The organism is Thermomonospora umbrina, from assembly GCF_003386555.1.
GTDB classification, from domain to species: Bacteria; Actinomycetota; Actinomycetes; order Streptosporangiales; family Streptosporangiaceae; genus Thermomonospora; species Thermomonospora umbrina.
On sequence record NZ_QTTT01000001.1, the window covers coordinates 6,768,579 to 6,789,391 of the forward strand.

Genomic DNA, 20,813 nt, shown 5'->3' on the forward strand with positions numbered 1-20,813 from the left:
GCCCTACTGATCGGTGGGGAGGCATCCGACGGCGTCTTCGAGGTCGGCGTGGGTGGGCAGGGTGTACCGGCGTGTGGTGTCGAGTCGGGCGTGGCCGAGTAGCTCGGCGACGACGACGATGTCGACGCCCGCGCGCAGGAGGTTGGTCGCCAGGGTGTGGCGCAGGATGTGAGCGGACAGGGCGAGGGCGCCCGCGTCGTCGACGATGTCGGCGTCGGTGGCGAGTTCGTCGATGAGCTGGTCGACGGCCCGGGTCGACAGACGCCCGCCGCGTCGGTTGATGAGCAGGGCGGGGTTGTCGGGCGCGCCGGGCCAGGATGCGCGTTCGGTGCGCCACTCGGTGACCGAGGCGCGGGCGGTGCCGTCCAGCAGTGGGATCTCGCGGGAGGTCTCGCCCTTGCCGGACCGGATGATGACTTTTCCCTTGCGCGCCGACAGCGGGACGTCGTTGTCGTCGAGGGCGACGAGTTCGGCGATCCGGACGCCGGAGTAGAACAGCAGCCGGCCGATGGCGCGGTCGCGGGCGAGGGGGCGTCGTTCGACGGCGCGCAGGTATCGCTTCTGCTGGCGGGCGTCCAGGGCGCGGGGTGCGAGCTTGGGGGCGTCGTCGCGGCGGACGACCGCGGGGCCGAGGCCGAGCTGGGTGAAGAAGTGGTCCAGCGCGGTGAGGTGGGCGTTGACGGTGTTGGAGGCGCGGTGCAGGACGGTCTTCATGTGGGTCTTGTAGTCGCGGACGGCGAAGTCGCGGTCGTGGGGGTCGGTGAGCGGGTCGCCGTCCAGGCCGCTCCTGTCGAGCCAGGCGAGGAAGGTCCGCACCCGGGAGTCGTATGCGCGGCGGGTGTCGCCGTCCAGCGGCGCCCGGGCGAGGGACTCGGCGTAGGCGGTGTGGACGGTGGTGAACGCCTCGGGTACCGCTTGGTGCTGCCGCCCCACATAGACCTCGCAATATCAGAAGTGGTTTCGCCGGGCTAAGCGTAGTCCAAGGCCGCGATATCAGAAGCTGGTCCGGTGGGATGCTTCTGATATTGAGTAATATCAGAAGCATTCTAAGGAGCCTGCATTGGCCGGACGCCGGACTTGGCGCTCACACGGTGTAGTTGCCGTGCGCAGGTTGTCCGGTTGCGGCCATGGTCGACCGCAGCCGTTTCGAGTCATTCAAAGGGTAGTCGCGCTCGTGTAAACTGCTGCCATTAACAGAATCTTGTGTTACGCAATGGGGTCTGTAAGGCTGGCCGATGCCGGTTCGCTCGCGTTCCACGGCAGGACGAACAGGCGATTGGGAGAGTGTTTCCATGCCGGGATCAGGTGGAGTATTGCATGGATGGGCGGTGCTGGTGTTAGTACTGGGCGGGCTGCTTCTGGCCGGTGGCTGCCGCGGAGAGGCCCAGCCTGAGCCACCGGTGGTGGGCGGTACCGACACTTTTACATCTCCTTCAGTTCGGTCGGTGGCTGTACCGACATTGCGAAACGGCTTGGAAGCCCGGCAGGTGGAACGGGCGTTGAAAGCGTCGCTGGACGACCCAGGGGATCCTCCAAGAGCTCTGGCGCTGGGGGCGAGCGGAAGTCGACTGGTGATCAGGCGGAAGTCCGGGCGGCTGGTGGTGTGGGATTTGGACCCGCTGCGCAAGGTCCGCGACATTCGGCAGCCCGGTTACGATCCTGATTCTGTTGTGCGACCCTTGGCGATCTCCCCGGACGGCACGCTGGCCGCCAGCAGTACCAGCGATCACGTACACGTCACCGACCTTCGTACCGGCACCCAGACCCACTCCTTCATGATTCCACCCGATCCGTCGTCGAGAGGTCTGGATTGGGGCGCTGAATCACTAAAGTTCCTCGATGGGAGGCGCCTGCTCATCTACCGCGACGGTCATAAAGTCTACGATCTGTCCACTCGCCGGGTCATTTCGCTTGAGGTCGACCACGGAATCGTTGACGATGTGGTGCTCGGCGGCGACGGCGTAACGTTCCTTGGAGTCGGAGCTGAGCCGCGGACGTTCGTCGCGACCTGGACCGACGGCTCCGCCCGACCGGCCGTGGTGAACTACGACTTCACGCGTGGCCGGGATGGCACCAGCCAGGACAGTCCCGCCAGTCAGATCATGCCCGGCGGCAGGACCGCTCGTCTTATCGCCAACAGCTCCGAGGTGATCATATGGGATGTGGCCAGCGGCCGTGAGGTCGCCACCCTACGCAGTAGATACGGCGTCGGGACGCTTCTCGACCTCCCCTCCGGTCTGATCGTCAACCTCGGCTACACTTACACTCGGACCAGTTCACCGAGCGCACTCGAAATCTTCAGCGCCGATGGTCGGACACTCGGCCACCAGATCATCGATTCCCGGATGGTCACTGATTCGATCCATGCCGACCGGGGGAGCAGGGGCGCCTTGGTGTACACCTCCCGAGGCCTGCTGATCATGCTCACACGACCGTTTCGTAGTACCGTTCATGACAACTTCGGAATCCGAGTCCTGGAGTTGCGCTGACCCCTTTCCAGGGGTAGCGCACGGGTCAGCCGAATGGGTCGGCAACCGGCTTTTCGTGGTCGTGCCATCCATCATACTGCCATGTGTACTGGCGCTCGGCGGGGGCCGCAGAGGTGCGGAACGGCTTTCCATGATCGTCGATCTCGATCGGGCGACTTTTGCCGTCCACGGTCAAATCGAGGTGAAGCCGCCATTCGATCACCACGGGCCGGCGGGTGTAGGCGGTGATATTGAAGACTTCGGTCTCCGCCTTGGCAAGAGTGAATCCGAACGGCTCCCGGCGTCCCTTCACCAGGTAGCGGGCGGTCGGTCGGGCCGAATCCAAGTCGATCGACAAGTCTCGAGGTGACGCGGAACCGGCGGAATCACATCCCACCCCGACCACCGCGGGGGATGGGTGGACGGCCACGATTCGCGCGGTCAGACTCGAGATCAGCACGCCCTTTGTGGAACGTCCCTGCAGATCCAGCCGTACCCTGGTTTCTTCCGAGTCGCTGCCACCGAGCCGCAGCGCCCACGACCGAAACCCACCTGAACACATGTCACGGCGCGGTACTGGAACGGCCGCCTGCGGGCGGGCTGGCACGAGCATTCTCATCGACGTGTCCGAGAACGCCGGTATCTGGGCTGGATCATCATGCAGCCGGATCGCCACCGGCAGCGACCGACCCTCGATCACCTCGTCGCCGCCCATGGTCACCACCACCCCGACCACCGCACTGATCACCGCTGCCCCGAAGGTCACCGCCAACCACGTGCCACCCCGCCTCAGCCCACTCCAGCGGCTTGCTGGCTCGTCGGCCTCCGATTCAGGAGACGCCTCTTCCCGCCCAGATTCGGTCTCGTCCACAGAGATATCCCACCACATAGCAGTCTATTGGTGGTCGAAATGGATACCTGAGACTCAGTGCATGCCCTGTGGCCGGCCGGCCGCGCCGGTACTGTCCCTGGAGCCCCAACATGGTGCCCCGCCCGGACCATGGGCGATATAGGGCCGTGAGCGGCTCGGGCCGCAGGAAGATCGGTGAGGTCCAGGCGCCGATCGGTGCGCAGTCGGAGCTCTCCATACGGGGTCATGTTGGTGTGGAACAGCGGCGTGAGGCCACGCCGGTCGGCATCGGTGAGGACGCCCTCCCACTCAGATAGCGCGAGGGTGTCCTGGATCATCAGGGTATTGATCAGGCCGAGGGCGGACTGAAGGATGTGCAGGCACAGCATCCCGAGCTCTTGTTCTTCGCGTCGGTTAGAGGCGAGTTCGCCGCGTTTGCCGAACTTGATGTAGTCGTTGACGCCGTTGTAGTTCTCCACCACGTTCAAGCCCGATTCGGTCTCCCGCTGAAGATCGCGATCACGGAGCCAGCGGGCCAGGAAGATCGTGCGCTGGGCGCGGCCGACCTCCAGCATCGCCGCGTAGGCTGGGTGGGTGGTCTCTGAGGTGAACCGGCGCAGCAGGGCTTCGGTCGTGGCGGTGCGCAGCCGGATCGCGGTGGCGTACTTCATCAGGACGTCGTAGTTGTTGGTGATGATGTCCCACCGGATCGGCCTGGTCAGCGCGGCAGCGAGGAGCGGGTAGGAGAAGTCCTCGCCCTTTCCGGGCAGGTACAGCTTCATCTTGTTGATCTGCTTGAACCGGGCGACCAGGTCGAAGTCCAGCGGCCGGGTGATCCCGAACCCGACGAACGAGGCGCCGTGGGAGTCGACGAAGTTGGTCTCGACCTCCATGTCGGTGCCGTGCCGCATCGCACCTTCGACCATCGCGTGGACCTCGGAGGCCGAGCAGCTGATGGGCTGGGAGTGGACGGCCATCGCCCCGCCGACCTCGACCGTCCAGTAGATCAAGACGCCGCGTTTCGCGCGCCGGTAGCGGGAGTGCCACTCGGTGGAGATGTTCTGGTCGAAGGCGGAGAAGTGGGTGGAGTCCGAGGCGACCGCGGTCGTGCCCTCGCCCCACAGGGCGCCTGCCGGACGGCGAAGGTCGCGTTCGCGACGACCCGGGCGACTTCGCGGCAGGCCTCGACAGTCAGGTAGCGGCGGCGCGCGTACCGCAGGTCGTCCTCGGTGTGCGGGTGGTCGCCGGCGGCGACCGCGCGGATCCCGGTCCCCGTCCCGTAGGCGTAGATCAGCAGCAGGAGCCGTTCGAACAGCACCGCCGGGTCCAGGTGGTTCTGCGTCCCGGCCGGGGTGACGATGCTCAAGCAGCCCGTCCGCAGGGCCGTCTCGGTGAGCATGTCCATCAGCGGGACGACGCCCCACCGGTCCCGGATCGCCGTTCCGCCTCAGGCAACCGATCTGGCAGGCCGGTGACTCTCCGGTCTCGCCGCGGCCCGACCTGCCGACGCCACCGTCCACCGCAGGCTGATTCGCGCGACGCTGGTGCTTCCGGCCGTCACCGTCCTGGGAGGTCGTGTGAACCGCAGCACCACCGTCTCCGCGTTGGCCGGCGCGCTCGTCGTCGGCTTCGTGGCCATAACCGGATCGGCGGCTCCACCTCCGCCGCCGGACGCCGATACCGCCCGCCAGCAGCTCGACGAGATCGCCACCGCGCCCGAGCGGCCCCTGACCGGCTACTCACGGGACAAGTACCCGCACTGGACCACCGTCTCCGGGACCTGCAACACCCGCGAGACCGTCCTGAAGCGTGACGGCGAGAGCGTCGTCACGGACGCCTCATGCGCCGCCACCTCCGGCACCTGGACCTCCCCCTACGACGGAGCCGTATGGACGGCGGCCTCCGACGTCGACATCGACCACATGGTCCCCCTCGCCCAATCGTGGCAGTCGGGTGCCGACACCTGGACCACGGAGCGGCGCCGCGAGTTCGCCAACGACCTGTCCTCGAGCCAGTTGTGGGCGGTGACCGACAACGTCAATCAGGCCAAGGGCGACAAGGACCCCGCCGAGTGGCGGCCGCCGCTCACCTCGTTCTGGTGCACCTACGCCAGGTCATGGATCGAAGTGAAGCACAGGTACCAGCTGGCGTCTGATGAGGCGGAGAAGACCGCACTGGGCGAAATGCTGGACACCTGCTGACTGCTGCCGGGGGGGGCCACCCCGCCGGCAAGGTGAAGGGCCACAGTCGGAAGAATCGTCAGTTACTAGGCAATTCACCCAAAGTTGCGGACGGTAGTAAAGCGACTTTCCTCCGTGATGAATGGGGTTGACCTGCGAGAACCCCACCAGGGCGACCGATGCACTTGCATCTTCACGCGCACCTCACCGGTTCCGCTCCACGCTGTGCACCAAGTGCTCTACGTTTCGGATCGTCCGCGATCAGCGGTGTCCATCGGCGGCCGGCGCCAGGTGGCCGCCGTCTGGCGCGGGCCGATCCCCGGCCGCCCTCAAGCGCCGGGGTGGGGAGGGCCTGTCCTGATGGACGGACCCGACAGGGGGACCACCGAGGACCGGTGGATCCTGACGATCTGCCTGCTCGTCGAGCTGATCCAGCTCGGTAGCGAGATCGCCGGGATCGTCGGCGGGATCCGGTGGTAGCGGCCTGAGGGCCGCAGGGCCTGGTACCGCGCGCGGTGGGACGCTCAAGCGGGTACCAGGCCCTACCTGCGGCCGAATCGCGCCGTTGAGTGCAACTCTCCGACCAGCCCCTGCATCGTAGGGCGTCTCCCCCACGTACCGCGCCGGGTTCACCCGAACCTCGCCAGAGGGCAAGGTCGTGTGACGCAGACCCTGGGCATCCCGATGGAAGCCGCCGATCATGGAGGCTACGTCTCGCCCCGAGAACCAGCGCCGGGGCCACATCTCACAGTTCTTTGGCCAAGCAGATCAGGAAGTCGCGGGATTCATCCGGCGGAAGTGCAGCTCGCGAGGCCCGGTCGAAGGCCGCCTGGTGGGGTGCGACATCTTCAGGGAAATGGCCGCCGACGCTGTCCTTCAGATACACCATGTCGGGCAGTGCGCCGGGCATGCACAGCAGCGTCGTCCGTACGCCGGGCGGAACATGGCCAGTGAGCGCCAAGGGGCTCACCTGGATGCTCATGTCCGGGTCGTCGGACAGGCCGACCAGATGCTCCAACTGGTCACGCATCACCTCAACACCGCCCACGGAGCGCTGGAGTGCCGCTTCGTCGATGACGGCGCGCACCGTCTGACCGTCGGAGACGGTGCGTTGGCGGGCGATGCACACCTCCACGCACCGGTCCAAGTCCGCACCCCTATTCAGGTTGGTGAGCAGGGCGCGGGCGTACGCCTGCGTCTGGAGTAGGTCGGGCACGCAGTAGGCCTCGTAGACGCAGATCGTGGAGGCCAGTTGTTCGACCTCCAGATAGGCGGCGCAGTCAGCGTCCACCACATCACCGAACGAACGCCACCAGTTCGTCGCCTTGCTCTGGCGGGCCAGGTGAACCAGCATCATCCGATCGGCCCACTCAACCACCTGATACAGGTCAGCCAGCTCCATCACCAGCGGCACGAGCCCGGCGTGAGCCTTCCCTGCCTCCACGTTGGCGAGCCATTCGGCGGGGACGTCGACGCGGCGGGCGGCGTCGTCGAGCGCCAGGGCGGCGGCGGTGCGCAGCTCGGTCAGCCGCCGCCCGAGGAGTACGAGCATGCTCATGACTTCACGGCGAGGCCGCACCACACCGGCGTCCGCTCGCCGTCGCCGGTGGGTGGGATGTGGGTCGCCGGGTCCGGGTCCGGCAGCCACTGGTCGGGGTGGACGAGCCCGGGTCTCAGCAGCTCCAGGCCGTCGAAGAAGCCGGCGATCTGGTCGCGGCTGCGCAGCAGGTAGGGCAGGGCCCCGGCGTCGGCGTAGGCGCGTCCGGCCTTCACGACTTCGGGTGTGGATTGGTCGAACTCGTACAAGGCGAGGTAGCTCCATGGCGGGAGCGCGTGGATGAGGGTCTGCACTATGCGGTGGGCTTCGGCGTAGGCGCCGTCGGGGTCGGTGAAGGCCGCGCCTGAGTCGTCGGGGTCGACGCCGATGTGGCCCAGGACGCCGCCGAGGATGAGCGCGATCGGGTGCCGGAAGTCCAGCAGTTCGCTGGCCTGCTCCAGGAGGGATTGGGGGTGGTGCAGGTCGGCGTCGACGTAGTCGGTGCGGCCCTGCGGGGTGCCGGCGAGGAGGGCGCGGGCGTGCGCCAGCACCATCGGGTCGTGGTCGACGTAGACGATCCGGGCGTCGGGCGCGGCGCGCTGTGCGATCTCGTGGGTGTTGTCGGCGGTGGGCAGCCCTGTGCCGATGTCCAGGAACTGGCGGACGCCCGCCTCGGCGGCCAGGTGGTGGACGGCGCCGGTCAGGAACGCCCGGGACTGTCGGGCGGCCACGCCCATGTCCGGGTACACGCGCAGGACGGCGTCTCCGGCGGCGCGGTCGGCGTCGTAGTGGTCTTTGCCGCCGAGCCAGTAGTTCCACACCCTCGCCGAATGCGGCGTCGTCGTGTCGATCGGCATCGGGTCGCGGGGGCCGCCGGTCCGATGGGCTGGGGTTTTGGGCATTGGGCCTCTCCTTCGAGGACTCGGGGTGCGTGGTAGCGGGGGGTGTGGGCGTGGGTGTCCCGGGGCGGGGTCGAGGCGGGCCTGCCGGTCGGCGGGCTGCGGCGTCCGGGTCCTCAGTCCCCGGATGGGGGAGGGGATGTGGTCGCGGCGCCGGCGCGGTGACTCGGCCTCAGCGTGACCCCCGCGTACAGCAGGGCACGGCGGACGCTGCCGTACGCCACCCCGTGAGCGCCCGCGAGCCGGCGGATGGAGGCTCCCGCCTCGTACTCTTGCGCCAGCGCCGTCACCTGCTCTTCGGTGAAGACCCCGGGCCGCCGGCGGACCGGGTGTCCCGCGGCGGCCAGCCGGTCCCGAACGGCGTCGAGGCTGCGGTCGACCGCCGAGGCGATGTGGGACACGCCCACCCCGCCATGGTGGAGCTCGAGCATCCGCCGGGTCTCCTCCTCCTCCGACTGGCGTCCCTCATCGTTGATCGGCATCACAACTCCTTGGCGATTCGCAGCAGCAGGTCGGGGGTGTGGTCGGGGGGCGGGGCGGCGACGGCGGCGCGGTCCAGCAGCCGCCGGTGGGCGGGCACGTCCTTCGGCCAGTGACCGCCGACCGCGTACTCCAGGTAGACGACGTCGGTCAGGCGGCCGGGCATGCGCAGCAGGATGATCGGGCCGCCGGGCGGGCAGTGTTCGACGTCGGTCATGAGGCAGATCTGGAGGGTGACGTGCGGCAGTGCGCACAGGTCGGCCAAGTGCTGGAGTTGGCGGCGCATGACGTCGGGGCCGCCGACGGCCCGCCGAAGCGCCATCTCGTCCACCAGCGCCCACACGGCGGGCAGACGGTCACCGCGCAGGATCCGTTGCCTGCGCTCCAGGAGCTCGGCTCGGCGGAGATGGCCGCCGTCGCCGTGGCGTACCGCCAAGAGCGCGTCGGCGTAGTCGGCGGTCTGCAACAGCGGGGGGACGGCGAGCAGGTGGTAGGAGCGGATCTCGGTCGCGACCTGCTCGGCCTCCAGGTATCCGGCCTCGCAGACGTCGAGGACGTCGGCGTAGTCGTCCCACCAGTTCGGACGCCTGGCCTGCCGGCCCAGGGTGAGCAGCAGCGCCCGGTCGCACACGTCGTCGTAGCCGAACAGGTCGCACAAGCCGATGATCTGCGTCAGCGTCGGGAGCAGGCGGCCGGCCTCCACCCCCTCCAGCCGCTTAGAGGGGACGCCGAGGGCGGACGCGGCGGCCTCCAGCGTGAACCATGCCCCTTCGCGGATCTCCCGCAGCCGCGACCCCAGCAACCGGCGGATCGTCACAACTTCCTGCCCACCGCACACCACACCGGCGCATCGGCGTCGGGCTCCCGCAACGGCCGCCACTGCTCCGGGCGGACGACCCCCGGCGGCAGCACCTCCAGGCCGTCGAAGAGTTCACCGAAAAGGCGGCGGGGGAGCGGCAGGTACGGCGACGCCCCATGGTCGCAGAAGACGAGCATCGCCTCCCGCGCCTCCGGGTCGCCGCCGTCGAGGTCGTAGGCCGCCAGGAAGCTCCCCCGGGGGAGCGCGGCGATCAGGGCGTCGACGACGGCGCGGGTCTCGGGGCGGGCCTGCTGGGGATCGGTGAGCGCGGCGTGGGGGTCGAGGGGGTCCACGCCCAGGTGCCCGAGGACGGCGCCGAGCACGACCGCGATCGGCTTTGAGAAGTCCAGCAGTTCACGCGCCTGGGACAGGATGTCGCCGGGGTCGCGCAGGTCGGCGTCGATGAAATCGACGCCATCACGGCCGCAGGTGAGGAGCGCGTGGGCGTGGGCGCCCACCACCGGATCGTTGTCGACGTACAGCACCCGCGCGTCCGGGGCCGCCCGCCGGGCGACCTCATGCAGGTCGTGGGTGGCGGGCCAGGGGGTCGGGGCGTGCGGGGACGGCTGGTGGACGATCCGGTCGGGGTAGGGCCGGGGGAACACCTCCGGCATCGGCAGGCCGCAGCCGACGTCCAGGAACTGGCCGACGCCTTCCTGGGCGGCCAGGTGGTGGACGGCTCGGACCAGGAACCCGCGGGCCTGGCGCACCGCCGCGCCCATGCCGGGGCAGATGTCGGTGATGTCGGCGGCGGCGCTCCGGTCGACGTCGTAGCACTCCTTGCCGCCCAGGAACCTGTTCCAGACACGGGCCGAATGCGGCACGTGGAGGGAGTCCTCGGCGTCCAGGTCGCGGCGGAACTCGCCCATGGGTTCCTCACGGTCCTTCGGCATCATCGCCTCCCCTCCGGGTGACGGGGTCCGGCAGCGCCGGGGCCCGCAGGTCGTCGGTGGTGGTCGTCAGCCGCACAGCCGCTCCACCAGGGAAGGGAGGTCGGCGATCGTGGGCAGGTGGTGCGCGGCGGGCGGCAGCACACCGGGTTCGGGCTCGGCGCCGATCAGCGCGGCCTGCATCCCGGCCTCCATCGGGCCGGTGACGTCGCACACCTGGTTGGCACCGACGAACAGCACCTCATGCGGAGCGCATCCGGCGCTCTGAAGCACGGCCCGGTAGAACCGGCCGTCGGGCTTGGCCGCGCGCAGGGCATGCGACTCGATCAGCCCGCCGAACAGGTCCGCGATCCCGGCGCATTCCAGCGCGGGCCGCCGCGTCGTCAGGGTGTTGGAGGCGAGCAGCAGCGTCAGGCCGCGGCCGTGCAGCGCGCGGACCGCCTCGGCGGCCTCGTCGGTGACCGGCCGCATCCCCGACGTCGGGTCGCGGGGGCCGTCCGCGCTGGTGAGGGTGCGGGAGTAGTCCAACGCCACCACCTTCACCGGCCCCGCCACCGCGGTCACACGAACTCCCGGAGCTGGCGGCGGTCGAGTCCGTCGGTGTCGACGGTCACCTTGAGGCCGTCGTGGTCGCTGTGCTTGCGCACGCGGCTGTTCAGCCGCTCGTAGGCGACCACCGCCGCCGCCATGGCAGGGGTCGCCCACATCTGGTCGACGCGGACACCGCCGACGGCGGTCGGCCTGCACAGCGCCGGGTCGTTGCGGAGCCGGGCGAGGTGGGCGACGACATCGGTCAGGCCCTTGTCCTCCAGCCGCCACGCCACCGTCCGGTCACCGTCGTAACGGGTCCCGGCGGCCGCCCACGAACCCCGGCGGTGGTGCGGCAGCGACGCCCACGTCGGCTCGTCGTCCCAGTGGGGATCGGCGGGCAGATGCCCGACGTCCCCGCCCAGCAGCCCCGCACCGCCGCCCGAGTACAGGCGGGTCGCGACCCGCTGCGCCTCGATCCCCGCCGCCAGGGCGCTGTTGGGGTCGAAATGCACCGAGCAGAACGACAACGGCACGTCCACGCCGTGCGCCCGCACGGTGACCACGGCGAACCCGTACAACGTCGAGGTCGACAACGACTCGTCCAGATGCAGCAACTCGAACACGTTCGGATCGAAGGCGACGACGTTCCCGGCGGCCGTGCCCGCCGGGCGGTCGTGCGGCGCCAGGTACGCCGCCCAGCCGGGAAGGTGCTCGACCAGCTCTTCCATCCGGCTCCGGCCGCCGGTCTCCTGCAGCAGCAGCACGTGCGGGTCCTCGGCCAGCAGCCGGGCGGCCAGCGGTGGCCACCGCTCCGGATCAGGGCCGTCGCTGATGTTCTGGCTGATCACCGTGAGCTGCACCAGGGTTTCCTTTCCCGCCCTGCGCGGGCGGCTCGTCGAATCCATGCGGTCGGGCTGAGGACGTTCACGCCCACGTGCCGTTGCCCCGGCGGCGCAGCGGCACCAGGCTGTCGAGCTCGCGCCGGGCGAACTCCACCCGCCGGGCAGCCGGCCGCCGCTCCGCGTGGTGGGGGTGGGTGCGGGGGCTCATCGGTCTCAACGGGGTGGGGGAGTGGGGTCGCGGCACAGCGCTCCCTGGTGCCGCGACCCTTCCCCTCTCGCCACCCACGTCCGCCGGCCCCCTTACCCGGGCGTTCGCAGGCGGCGGGAGAGCGCGGTCCCGGCCGGTCGGCGGTTTGGCCGGGCACCGCGCGGTCTCAGGTCACATCCGGGCAGGGATCTGGTGCAGCGCGGCCTTGACCGCCACGACCGCGTCCTGCGGCTGGTCGGCCGGGCACATCGGGCCACCTCCCGCCCAGGCGAACCACAGGCGGTTTTCATCGTTGGGGCGGCGTTGCGCCCACACCTCGACCGGCTCGTCCCCGTCGGTGACGGTCAGGTGCAGTCTCTCCACCTTCGCGGTGTAGCCCTGGCCGCGCAGCAGCCCGGCGAGTTCCTGGAGGGCGGTGTGACGCGGCTCCGCCTCTGAGTACGGTGCAGTCTGCGGGGGAGCGGTAGCGGTGTTCGTACGTGCGGATTCGTCCATTTCCGGCACCTCGTCTGCGGGGCGGATCTCAGCCGGGCCCCAACTCCGTGACCTGCTGAAAGGTGGATGTTCACGTCTGCCGGGGACACGTTGGAGCCACCTGATCGTCTCTTGTGGCGCGTCCCGGTCAAGAGTTAACGTTGCCGTGCAGCGGCAAGAAAACCAAGGGCAGTCAACGGCAACCGAATTGCCGCTGAGCGGCATTGCGATTGCCGTTACCCGGCAAGGGATGTGGGCATGGTGAACGGAAACGGCTCGAATCGCCGCAGCCTCGAACGGCAGGCCGCCGAGATCAGGCTCGATGGGCTGCGGCGTGGCCTCACCACGGAAGCGGTCGTGGAGTCGATCATTCGGCGCATCCCCGAGGTCGCGGCGCTGGAGGCGTGGCGGCTGGCCAACGGCTGGTCGCGTGAGGAGGTCTCCGCACGGCTCGACCAGCTCTACGTCGCCGACGGCCTGGAGCCACCGAACGTGGACTCCTCGACACTGTGCCGCTGGGAGCTTGGCCACCGCAGGCCCAACGAGGAACGCATCGAGTACTTCTGCCGGCTCTACCGGACCCGGCCCGATCGGCTGGGCTTCGGCACCGACCACGGCGAGGCCAACCCCACGCATCTTCAGCGCGTGGGGATCATCGGCGCCTTCCCGTACACCAACGAGGAGTCCGAAGAGGACCTCACCGACCGGATACGCGGGGCCCGCGAGCGCGTCAACCTGTTCGGGCTCACCCGCTCCTTCTACGCGCGGGAGGAGTTCCTGCCGGTCCTGGAGGAGGCCGCGCAGCGGGTCCCGGTCCGCGTCTACGTGATGGACCCCTACTGCGACTCCCGCCGCGACCGCTACCGCATCGAACCGGCAGAGGCCGCGATGGAGGACCCGGCGCGCTACATCCGCGAGATCCTGCGCCCACTGCGCGCCGCGGCCGAGAGAGCCCCCGGCATCCGTCTGTACTCCTACAACTTCCCCTGCTCGTTCGCGATGGAGGAGGTGGACGACGTCACCCGGATCATGCTCTACGGGCACGGCAAACGCGGCACACACGGGCCGGTCCTGCTGTTCCAGGACGGAGGAGCGGCGCACACCTTCGTCGTGGACCAACTCCGCTGGCTGGAGAGGATGACCCAGGGAGAGACCCCCGAGCCGTGGATGTCCAAGGGCATCGAGGTCAAGCCGCTCGAAGTCGCTTGAACCTCTGAACTCCTGAGATTCGACGGCCGGTCGGGGCGCATGACTGCGCCCCGGCCCCTCGGAGTACAGGTAGAGGGCGTGGAGGTGCTGCTCGGCGTGGGGGCGGGGCTCGTCGGGCTCAACGGGGCGTGGGAGCGGGGTCGCGGCCCAGCGCTCAGAGCACGCCCCTTGTGGGGCGCCGTCCAGGCGCGTGCGCCGACCCGCTCCGGCGTTCCCGGCGGCGCCGTCCGGGCGGTCGTTCGGAGCCGGCCACACCGCCATGCCGGGAAGGTGCTCGTCCAGTTCCCGCATCCGGGACTCGCCGCCGGTCTCCTGAGGCAGCAGAACGTGCGGGTCCTCGGCCGGCAGCCGGGCGGCCAGCGGCGGCCAGCGCTCCGGATCAGGTCCGCCGCGGATGTTCTGGCTGATCACCGTGAGCTGCACCGGCAATTTCCTTTCCCGCCCTGCGCGGGCGGCTTGTCGAATCCAGGGGTCGAGCCTGAGAGGAGGGCGAGGTCACGCCCACGTGCCGTTCGTCCGGCGGCGCAGCGGCGACAGCCTGTCGAGTTCGCGTCGGGCGAGGTCCACCCGCCATACCGCCAGTCGCCGCTCGGGCCCGTTCACCGCCCGCGAGGTGGTCCACGGCCCGTAGACGGCGATCACCGCGAGCAGGAACGCCACGTCGACGGATACGGCGTCGGCGTGCCGTTCCTCCCGTGGCTGCGGCGGATTCATCGGTCCGAAGGGGTGGGGGGAGTGGGGCGCGGCGGTCCGCGTCGATCCGCCGCGCCCCTCCCCTCGTCCCCGCCACGTCCGGCCCGGCGGCGTTGACGGGCCGGGTGCGCGACGGGAAACGCGGAACACCTCCCCGGGGGGCGGGCCCGCGCGTTCGGGATCTACATCCGGGCAAGGACCCGTTTGAGAGCACCCTTGATCGCCACGACCGCATCCTGAGGCTGGTCGGCCGGGCACATCCGGATACCGCCCGCCCAGGTGAACCACAGGCGGTTGCCGTCCTCGGGGCGGCGCTGCGCCCACACCTCGACCGGCCGGCCCCCATCGACGACGGTCAGGTGCAGACTCTCCACCTCGACGGTGTAGCCCTGGCCGCACAGCAGCCCGCCCAGGTTGTGCAGGGCCTGGGATCGGTCCTGACGATTCGGAGCGGGCTCGATGACCCCCGCCGAGGCGCGGGAGTCGCTAGATTCGTGCATGGCCACGGTCCCTTCGTGGTCGGGGTCCCGGAACACCTTGGCGTTCGCACACGTCAGGCCGGGACCGTTTGCATTTCGGCGTGACGGTCAGTCAAACGCCGTCGCGCGTCGGAAAGGGAGCGGCATGATGGGGTGCATTGAGAATGCATCCCATGGGGTGCACGGTCGTGAGGTGGGCACCATGGCGACTGCCGACGAACGTCAGGCGTGCGGGGAGCGTCTGCGGACCGAACGCAAGCGGCGCGGCTGGTTCAAGCCCGACATGGCCCGCGCGTTGTCGGCAGCACTTGAGGCGATGGGGGAGCGTCAGTGGCCTGACCTGCCGACACTCAAGAATTACATCCTCCGTTGGGAGGGCGGGAAGGTCTACCCCGGTGCGCTCTACCAGGCCGCCTACGCCAGGGCATTCGGAATGCCGGAAGATGCCCTCTTCACCCCGGCCTCGGCGAGGAGCACTCTGGAGGTGGAGCACCTATCCTCAAACGAGATAGGTCAAAGCCTCACAGATGGGGATGAAGAGGACATGCAGCGACGCCAGTTGCTTCAGGCGCTCGCCGCGCTCGGTGTGGCCTCGACCCCCGCGGTCGATGCCCTCGACACCATCCGCGACGGCGTCGACCGGGCCGTGGGCCGCGACGAGGACAGCCACCTGGAGGAATGGGAAGAGACGGTCGCCGAGTACGGCTACAGCTACGTGGAGCTGCCGCCGCACCGCCTGTTCCCCGACCTGGCCGCCGACCTGGTCCTGGCGCAGCGCGCGATGGCCCGCCACCAGCGAAGCCGCCAAGTCACGTCGTGGTACCGGGTGATGAGCGCACTGGCGATGCTCACGGCCAAGACCTTGTGCAACATGGGGGAGTCACGGCAGGCCCGGCCGTGGTGGGCCACCGCGCAGCAGGCCGCCAACAAGTCCGGCGACGTCAGCCTGAGCCTGTGGGTGAGCGCCGAGGAACTGATCCACGGCATGTACGACCGGCGCCCCACCGTCGTGCTGCTGCACCGGGCCGAGGCCATCGCTGCCCACGCCCCCGCCTCCGCGAGCCGCGGCCTGGCACCCGTCGGCACCGCGCACGCCCAACTCCTCGCCCTGGACGGTCGGCGTGACGCCGCGCTGCGCAAGCTCCAGCGCTGCGCAGAGGTCTTCGAGCACCTCCCGGTCACGGTGACCGGCGATGTCCGCACGGTCGCCGGATGGGGCGAGGACCGCCTGCGCTACACCGAAGCCTTCGTGTACGCCCACCTGGGCGAACGCGACCCCCTCGACCAGGCCGTGGCGCGTACGCAGGAACTCCTCGCCCCGGCGGGCGATCACCGGGCACGAGCCCAAATCAGCCTGCTGCAGGCGTTCGGGCATGTGCGGACCGGCGACGTGACCGAAGGCGTCCGCCTCGCCCAGACCGTGTACGAGAGCCAGCCGGCCGAACAACGCGCCGAGTTCGTGCAGTCCCTCGCCGAGCAGGTCCTGGAGGCCGTCCCCACCCGCAACAGCGGGGACCGCCTCGTGGCCGACTATCGGCAACTACTCCATCAGAGCCGTGAGGCCAGGGCGATCACGTAGAGGTCGAACACCGGCTGCGTCTCACCCTCACCGCCGGGAACCCGACCGGCCTTCCGCCATCCCCACCGCTCGTACATCTCCGCCAACGCCCTCTTGTTCGGGTTGGCCGCCAGTGTCGCCCGCTCCTCCGACCGGCTACCGAGGAGTGCGTCCATGAGCTGGCGGCCAAGGCCGTGGCCGCAGTTTTTTGGAAGCACCGCCAGGTCGATCACCGCGAATGTCCGGGAGCCCGTCTCGGCGACGAAGTCCCTCCTCGGCGGCGGGTTCAAGGCCCTCCCACCACGTGGAGCGCGCCGACAGCGACAGCCCATAGGCAAACCCGACCAGCACGCCCTCAACGCAGGCCGTGACCGTCTCGAACCCGGGCGACGCCGCCTGCCGCTCCGTCCGCATCCGGTGATCCGCAAGGCTGTAACCGCGGATTGGCCGCGCGGATCGCAGGGCGTACGGTGGTGGCCGCCTCACCCGGCGGGCAGACTGCGGGGCAGAACGGCCCGGCTGACCCGGTGGCCGTTGACGGTGGTCAGGCCGGGTGGTGATCAGGTACAGCGTTGAGTTCGATGCCGTACTCGAGCAGGGCCTTTATTGCGCACAAGGCGGTACTGAATCCGCCGACGGTGTCGTTGACCCAGTGGACGGCGTCGTCCCCTGAGCCCTGGAAGCCGGTCTCGGTTATCTCGATGAACGTGGCGTTTTCCGTGCGCGGGGTGAACCGAAGCTCGACCGTGGTCGGCTGCTCGTAGTTGCCCCACTCGAACCGGATCAGTCGGCCTTCCTGCACCTCCTTGACGCGAACCTCGACGGATGCGCCATAGGTTTCCCACTCCCAGCGCAGTTTGGCCCCCGCGACCATCGGGCCGCTGCTCTTGCTGTACCAGAAACGGCGGGTGACGGCCGGATCAGCGAACGCTTGGAACACCTCCTCAGCCGATCTACGGACGATCATGCATGCATACGCGGCGGGAGCCTGCGTGAGGTGGAGTTTCTGCATAGAAATGATCATGCACCCTCGCCTGGAGAAGTCGATGAGCTGGTCAAGCGTGAGCTGCCGGTCGCCGTCAGGCGACCGGCAGGACAGGCTCCGGAGCCGGGTCGGCCAGCGGCTGCTCGCCGCCTGGAGGGCGAGTCGTTTGGCTTCGTCGGAGTCTCGTCGCCGTACACTCCCACACTACCTTGACATCTCAAGGTTATCACATACCTTGATAGGTCAAAGTAACTGAGGGGGATAACTCATGCGGACGGTCGACCAGATCACCCGCGCCCTGCCAGGGACGTCCACACCGGCGTCGCTCACGCCGTTGTTCCGGGCGTGTGGCGACCGGCTCCCTACGCGACCCTCGACGGAACGCCGGCGGGCACCCGGGTCATCATCGACCTGACCGATGGAGTCATAGAAGGCAGAGGTCTCACCGCCCGCCTGCAGGGGGCTGCGGCCGACTGGTTCGTCATCGGCCCCGAGGGCACCGGGGACGCTGGATTGGCGCGGCCGGGTCATCACCGATGACGACGCGCTCATCTACATGTACGGGACTCGACGGATGGACACCTCGCCAGGCTCGGGCGGCAAGATCGTGGGGGCGTGCCTGTTCGAGACCGGAGCCGAGCACTACCGGTGGCTCAACAAGCTGCAGGCGGTCTACCGGGCTGGCATGACCGGCCAAGGTACAGCCGACGCCCTGTACCACGACGAATACTTCGAGCTGAGATGAGCCCGCTGCACGGTCGAGCCCACCCCCTGCAGCCCGCCGACCTGCCATGGCGTGACCGGCAACGCAGGTCGAACCGCAGCGCTCCGAAGCCGAGCCGGCGCGCATACGGCTGCGCCGCCGACCTCGACGAACGCCCCGAACGGGATCGCCTTCGTCCGAAGTCGTGTCCCTCATCGCTGAGCCTCCGTTTCAACGGCCGCAAACGCCCAGGCAGGAACGATCCATCTGCGAGGTCTGCCGGACCTGACCTACCGTCTTCGGCAGCGGGCCCGCACCCATCGTTCGTTCTCCATCAAGAGAGGTTCTCCAAGACCATCCTCGTGACCGGAGCGACCGGCACCGTGGGCAGGCACGTGGTCGATCGGCTCGTCGCGGCCGGACGGCCCGTCCGCGCGCTCACCCGCAACCCGCGGACCGCCGGGCTACCTGACGGTGTCGACGTCGTGCAGGGCGACCTGAACCGTCCGGCCGACCTGCCGTTCGACGGGGTACAGGGCGTGTTCCTCTTCCCGAGCTTTCCTGGACGCCACCCGCAGCCGGGCGACCGGTGACACCGGGGTGCCCACGGCCTGGCCGTCTGATCGTCCCGCGATCACCCGAGGACGATCCGCCTGGCTCATGGGTCGAGCATGCGCGTCACCAGGTCCTGCCACCAGGTGAGGGTGTCGGTTGCGTCCTGCCGGGAGGGTCCGGTCAGGCCCGCACTGCGCCGGAACTGCCGGCCGACGATCGGTTCCATCGCGAGCGCTTGATGCAGGGCGGCGACGGTGAGCTGGGTGTGGCGGCGGTCGGGCGCGGGACGTTGCCGCTGCCGTGCCCGCGCGGTGATGCGTGCGTGGAGGGCGTCGACGACGTCGTCGAGCATCCCGCTGCCCTGATCGCGCCATCCTGACTGGTGCAGCGCCAGCGCCAGCTCGGCGTAGCCGTCGGCGTAGAGTTCTGCGAGCGCGTGGACGAGTTCGCCGATATCGGCGTCATCGCTGACCCAGCCCGCGACCACCTGACCGATGCGTTGCCGCAGCCGTGCGCCGCCATGTTTGAGCAGCGCGGTCAGAAGCTGATCGCGGGTGCCGAAGTGGTGATTGACCGCGGCGTCGGTGATGCCGACCTTGGCCGCCACGGCGCGTACCTGGACGGCTGTGAGCCCGCCGTCGGCCAGCAACTGCTCGGCCGCCTGGAGGATGAGCCGTTTGGCTTCGTCGGGGTCCCGTCGCACTCGTCGCTGCATCACTCAATCCTACCTTGACACCTCAAGGTCAACGCGTACCTTGAAAGATCAAGGTAGCCGAAAGGGGCAACCTGTGCGCTCGTTCGCCTACAAGCACTTCAGGGCAGGTTGACGCCTGTGCCGGCGCCGGGTTCGTCGCCCCGGTCGGCGGCGCGGCCGTCCGCGCCTGCCGGGCCCGGCCTCGGTGAGTCGTGGGCGATCTGGTCGACCTCTGAGTTCCCCGGGGCACGCGCGTCCGCAGGTAACGGACGGTACTGGAGACGGCCACGGACGCGCCGACCGTGTGGGCCTCCACCGGCGTCAGTCCGAGGAAGGGCCGGAACCGTGGCGGGACCGCACGGCCGCGGCGCCGAGGATCAGTCGGCGGGCCTGGTCCGAAGGCCTTCGCGTTCGTGAGGGGGTCGCGATCGACATCTTACCTTGACGGGCCAAGGTCACTACTCCTAATCTACCTTGATAGTCCAAGGTAGAGAAAGGCGGCGACGTGCCGGTGGTCGACATCACGGTGCCGCGGGGGAAATCGGGCCAGGAGGGCGTGGAGAACCTCACGGCACGACCCGCACCGGCGCGCGCGAGGGGGCATGCGGCGTGACAGCCAGGCGTGCCGCGAACCCGGCATCACCGCGGCGCCGGTTCACGGTCAGCGGCGGGGTGGTGCTCGCGGCGGAGGTGTGGGGCGCACCGGATGCGCCGCCGCTTGTCCTGTTGCACGGCGGCGGCCAGACGCGCGGTGCCTGGGGCACGGCAGGGCGGCGGCTCGCTGCGCGGGGATGGCGGGTGGTCGCTGCGGACCTGCGCGGGCACGGCCAGAGCGGCTGGTCGCCTGACGGCAGCTATGACATCGACCTGTTCGCCGACGACGTGCGCGTGCTGGTCGCTGCGCTCGGCGGGCGGCCGGTGCTGGTGGGTGCTTCGCTCGGCGGTCTCAGTTCGCTGCTGGCCGCGGGCGAGGCGCCGCGGGCCGCGGTCCGGGCCTTGGTGCTGGTCGATGTCGCCCACCGCCCCGACCCCGCCGGTGCTCGCCGGATCCTGGACTTCATGGCGGCCCGGCCGGACGGGTTCTCAAGTCTCGACGAGGTCGCCGACGCCGTGGCAGCCTACCTGCCGCATCGACCGCGTCCGGAGGCCCTGGATGGACTGCGGCGCAACCTGCGCAGGGAAGGCGCTCGCTGGGTCTGGCACTGGGACCCGCGCCTACTCAAGCGCCTGGCCGACAGCATCCACCCGGCCGGCGCTGCGGCGCGCCACCAGGCTGCGGCGCGCCATCTCGCCGCCGCCCGCGCCGCCGACGTCCCGATCCTGCTGGTGCGTGGCGCGATCAGTGACGTGGTGCCCGAAGCGATCGCCGCAGAGTTCTGCGTGAGCGTCCCCTGCGTCCATCGGGTCGAGGTGGCAGGTGCGGGCCACATGGTCGCCGGCGACCGCAACGAGCACTTCATCGAGGCGATCCTGCCGTTCCTCACCCGCATCCGGGAGAGCACGTGACTCAAAGGCAAGCCCCAGCCTCCGCCGCCCTGGCCCCGGTCTGGGCGGGTGGCACGACTTCTCGTTCGGCCGGCTTGGGCCGCTCGGCCGCGGCCCCAGCACGTGACCGTGATCATTGTCGAGGCTGCTTTTACGGTTGGTTCGTCACGGCTTGGTTCCGGCCTTCAGCGCTCGCCGTCGAAATCGATGAGGTGCCATGATTGCTGAGAGTCG

23 protein-coding genes and 1 pseudogene are annotated in these 20,813 nt (G+C 69.4%); 7 read left to right on the top strand and 17 right to left on the bottom strand.

Translation table 11 applies throughout. The features are described from left to right. Window positions 1-3 precede the first annotated feature (3 nt). Window positions 4-933 carry a tyrosine-type recombinase/integrase gene (locus DFJ69_RS30550; RefSeq protein ID WP_116025791.1) on the bottom strand — a complete coding sequence of 310 codons (930 nt, stop codon included), beginning with the start codon at window positions 931-933 and terminating at the stop codon, window positions 4-6. 539 nt (window positions 934-1,472) lie between these two features. Here DFJ69_RS30550 and DFJ69_RS30555 point away from each other — a divergent pair. Beyond that, window positions 1,473-2,489, top strand: a complete 1,017-nt coding sequence (locus tag DFJ69_RS30555) for a WD40 repeat domain-containing protein (RefSeq protein WP_170177859.1) — start codon at window positions 1,473-1,475, stop codon at window positions 2,487-2,489. Window positions 2,490-2,514: 25 nt separating this feature from the next. On the opposite strand, the gene DFJ69_RS30560 is transcribed toward DFJ69_RS30555, so the two are convergent. Together DFJ69_RS30560 and DFJ69_RS30565 are read right to left on the bottom strand one after the other, a co-directional pair. Continuing rightward, on the bottom strand, window positions 2,515-3,216 hold the full coding sequence (locus DFJ69_RS30560) for a hypothetical protein (protein WP_147312511.1): 702 nt from the start codon (window positions 3,214-3,216) through the stop codon (window positions 2,515-2,517). A gap of 281 nt (window positions 3,217-3,497) precedes the next feature. Further along, window positions 3,498-4,756: pseudogene (locus tag DFJ69_RS30565) on the bottom strand (transposase); the annotation flags it as partial. A 139-nt stretch (window positions 4,757-4,895) separates the two neighbouring features. Here DFJ69_RS30565 and DFJ69_RS30570 point away from each other — a divergent pair. Further along, the gene (locus tag DFJ69_RS30570) at window positions 4,896-5,519 is read left to right on the top strand and encodes an HNH endonuclease family protein (protein WP_116025794.1); all 624 of its coding nucleotides are present in this window, start codon (window positions 4,896-4,898) and stop codon (window positions 5,517-5,519) included. Window positions 5,520-6,243: 724 nt separating this feature from the next. On the opposite strand, the gene DFJ69_RS30575 is transcribed toward DFJ69_RS30570, so the two are convergent. The 9 genes from DFJ69_RS30575 to DFJ69_RS30610 all read right to left on the bottom strand — a co-directional run bounded on the left by DFJ69_RS30575 (window position 6,244) and on the right by DFJ69_RS30610 (window position 12,239). Then, window positions 6,244-7,056: a DUF5753 domain-containing protein gene (locus tag DFJ69_RS30575; protein ID WP_147312512.1), complete on the bottom strand. Its 813-nt coding sequence runs from the start codon at window positions 7,054-7,056 to the stop codon at window positions 6,244-6,246. Continuing rightward, window positions 7,053-7,937 carry an SAM-dependent methyltransferase gene (locus DFJ69_RS30580; RefSeq protein WP_211328859.1) on the bottom strand — a complete coding sequence of 295 codons (885 nt, stop codon included), beginning with the start codon at window positions 7,935-7,937 and terminating at the stop codon, window positions 7,053-7,055. The genes DFJ69_RS30575 and DFJ69_RS30580 overlap by 4 nt, the downstream gene beginning before the upstream one ends. Before the next feature lie 113 nt (window positions 7,938-8,050). Further along, window positions 8,051-8,416 (bottom strand): helix-turn-helix domain-containing protein, encoded by a 366-nt coding sequence (locus DFJ69_RS30585; RefSeq protein WP_116025796.1) that lies wholly within the window; start codon window positions 8,414-8,416, stop codon window positions 8,051-8,053. Further along, on the bottom strand, window positions 8,416-9,231 hold the full coding sequence (locus tag DFJ69_RS30590) for a helix-turn-helix domain-containing protein (protein WP_211328860.1): 816 nt from the start codon (window positions 9,229-9,231) through the stop codon (window positions 8,416-8,418). The genes DFJ69_RS30585 and DFJ69_RS30590 overlap by 1 nt, the downstream gene beginning before the upstream one ends. Further along, entirely contained in the window at window positions 9,228-10,142 is a 915-nt protein-coding gene (locus DFJ69_RS30595; RefSeq protein ID WP_170177861.1) for an SAM-dependent methyltransferase, read from the bottom strand. Before DFJ69_RS30595 ends, DFJ69_RS30590 begins: the two co-directional genes overlap by 4 nt. Window positions 10,143-10,232: 90 nt before the next feature. Further along, window positions 10,233-10,727 carry an HAD family hydrolase gene (locus DFJ69_RS30600; RefSeq protein WP_116025799.1) on the bottom strand — a complete coding sequence of 165 codons (495 nt, stop codon included), beginning with the start codon at window positions 10,725-10,727 and terminating at the stop codon, window positions 10,233-10,235. Continuing rightward, the gene (locus DFJ69_RS30605; protein ID WP_116025800.1) at window positions 10,724-11,554 is read right to left on the bottom strand and encodes an exonuclease/endonuclease/phosphatase family protein; all 831 of its coding nucleotides are present in this window, start codon (window positions 11,552-11,554) and stop codon (window positions 10,724-10,726) included. Before DFJ69_RS30605 ends, DFJ69_RS30600 begins: the two co-directional genes overlap by 4 nt. A 64-nt stretch (window positions 11,555-11,618) precedes the next feature. Next, window positions 11,619-11,744 carry a hypothetical protein gene (locus tag DFJ69_RS36280; RefSeq protein ID WP_281275928.1) on the bottom strand — a complete coding sequence of 42 codons (126 nt, stop codon included), beginning with the start codon at window positions 11,742-11,744 and terminating at the stop codon, window positions 11,619-11,621. Window positions 11,745-11,915: 171 nt separating this feature from the next. Continuing rightward, window positions 11,916-12,239, bottom strand: coding sequence for a hypothetical protein (locus tag DFJ69_RS30610; protein WP_116025801.1), 324 nt, complete (start codon window positions 12,237-12,239; stop codon window positions 11,916-11,918). Between the two features lie 237 nt (window positions 12,240-12,476). Between DFJ69_RS30610 and DFJ69_RS30615 the strand changes: the two genes are divergently transcribed. Then, entirely contained in the window at window positions 12,477-13,427 is a 951-nt protein-coding gene (locus tag DFJ69_RS30615; protein WP_116025802.1) for a helix-turn-helix domain-containing protein, read from the top strand. Between the two features lie 495 nt (window positions 13,428-13,922). Here DFJ69_RS30615 and DFJ69_RS33970 read toward each other — a convergent pair whose 3' ends face one another. Both DFJ69_RS33970 and DFJ69_RS30620 read right to left on the bottom strand, forming a co-directional pair. After that, complete coding sequence (locus tag DFJ69_RS33970; RefSeq protein ID WP_147312513.1) at window positions 13,923-14,141, bottom strand: hypothetical protein; 219 nt, start codon at window positions 14,139-14,141, stop codon at window positions 13,923-13,925. Between the two features lie 161 nt (window positions 14,142-14,302). Beyond that, the gene (locus tag DFJ69_RS30620) at window positions 14,303-14,620 is read right to left on the bottom strand and encodes a hypothetical protein (protein ID WP_147312514.1); all 318 of its coding nucleotides are present in this window, start codon (window positions 14,618-14,620) and stop codon (window positions 14,303-14,305) included. A 181-nt stretch (window positions 14,621-14,801) separates the two neighbouring features. Here DFJ69_RS30620 and DFJ69_RS33975 point away from each other — a divergent pair, with 181 nt between their 5' ends. Beyond that, window positions 14,802-16,178 carry a helix-turn-helix domain-containing protein gene (locus DFJ69_RS33975; RefSeq protein ID WP_484419704.1) on the top strand — a complete coding sequence of 459 codons (1,377 nt, stop codon included), beginning with the start codon at window positions 14,802-14,804 and terminating at the stop codon, window positions 16,176-16,178. Here the strand turns inward: DFJ69_RS33975 and DFJ69_RS30635 are convergent. Then, the gene (locus tag DFJ69_RS30635) at window positions 16,148-16,447 is read right to left on the bottom strand and encodes a GNAT family N-acetyltransferase (protein WP_116025806.1); all 300 of its coding nucleotides are present in this window, start codon (window positions 16,445-16,447) and stop codon (window positions 16,148-16,150) included. The genes DFJ69_RS33975 and DFJ69_RS30635 overlap by 31 nt on opposite strands. A 254-nt stretch (window positions 16,448-16,701) precedes the next feature. Beyond that, a complete protein-coding gene (locus DFJ69_RS30640; protein ID WP_116027021.1) occupies window positions 16,702-17,169 on the bottom strand; it encodes an SRPBCC family protein in 468 nt (155 codons plus the stop codon). Window positions 17,170-17,716: 547 nt separating this feature from the next. On the opposite strand from DFJ69_RS30640, the gene DFJ69_RS34640 reads away from it, so the two are divergent. Continuing rightward, window positions 17,717-17,887, top strand: a complete 171-nt coding sequence (locus DFJ69_RS34640; RefSeq protein ID WP_170177862.1) for a hypothetical protein — start codon at window positions 17,717-17,719, stop codon at window positions 17,885-17,887. Continuing rightward, the gene (locus DFJ69_RS36610) at window positions 17,884-18,438 is read left to right on the top strand and encodes an NmrA family NAD(P)-binding protein (RefSeq protein WP_211328861.1); all 555 of its coding nucleotides are present in this window, start codon (window positions 17,884-17,886) and stop codon (window positions 18,436-18,438) included. Before DFJ69_RS34640 ends, DFJ69_RS36610 begins: the two co-directional genes overlap by 4 nt. 65 nt (window positions 18,439-18,503) lie before the next feature. Here the strand turns inward: DFJ69_RS36610 and DFJ69_RS30650 are convergent, their stop codons facing one another. Next, a complete protein-coding gene (locus DFJ69_RS30650; RefSeq protein WP_211328862.1) occupies window positions 18,504-19,115 on the bottom strand; it encodes a TetR/AcrR family transcriptional regulator in 612 nt (203 codons plus the stop codon). 651 nt (window positions 19,116-19,766) lie between these two features. Here DFJ69_RS30650 and DFJ69_RS30655 point away from each other — a divergent pair. After that, window positions 19,767-20,600 carry an alpha/beta fold hydrolase gene (locus DFJ69_RS30655; RefSeq protein WP_211328863.1) on the top strand — a complete coding sequence of 278 codons (834 nt, stop codon included), beginning with the start codon at window positions 19,767-19,769 and terminating at the stop codon, window positions 20,598-20,600. Window positions 20,601-20,813 lie beyond the last annotated feature (213 nt).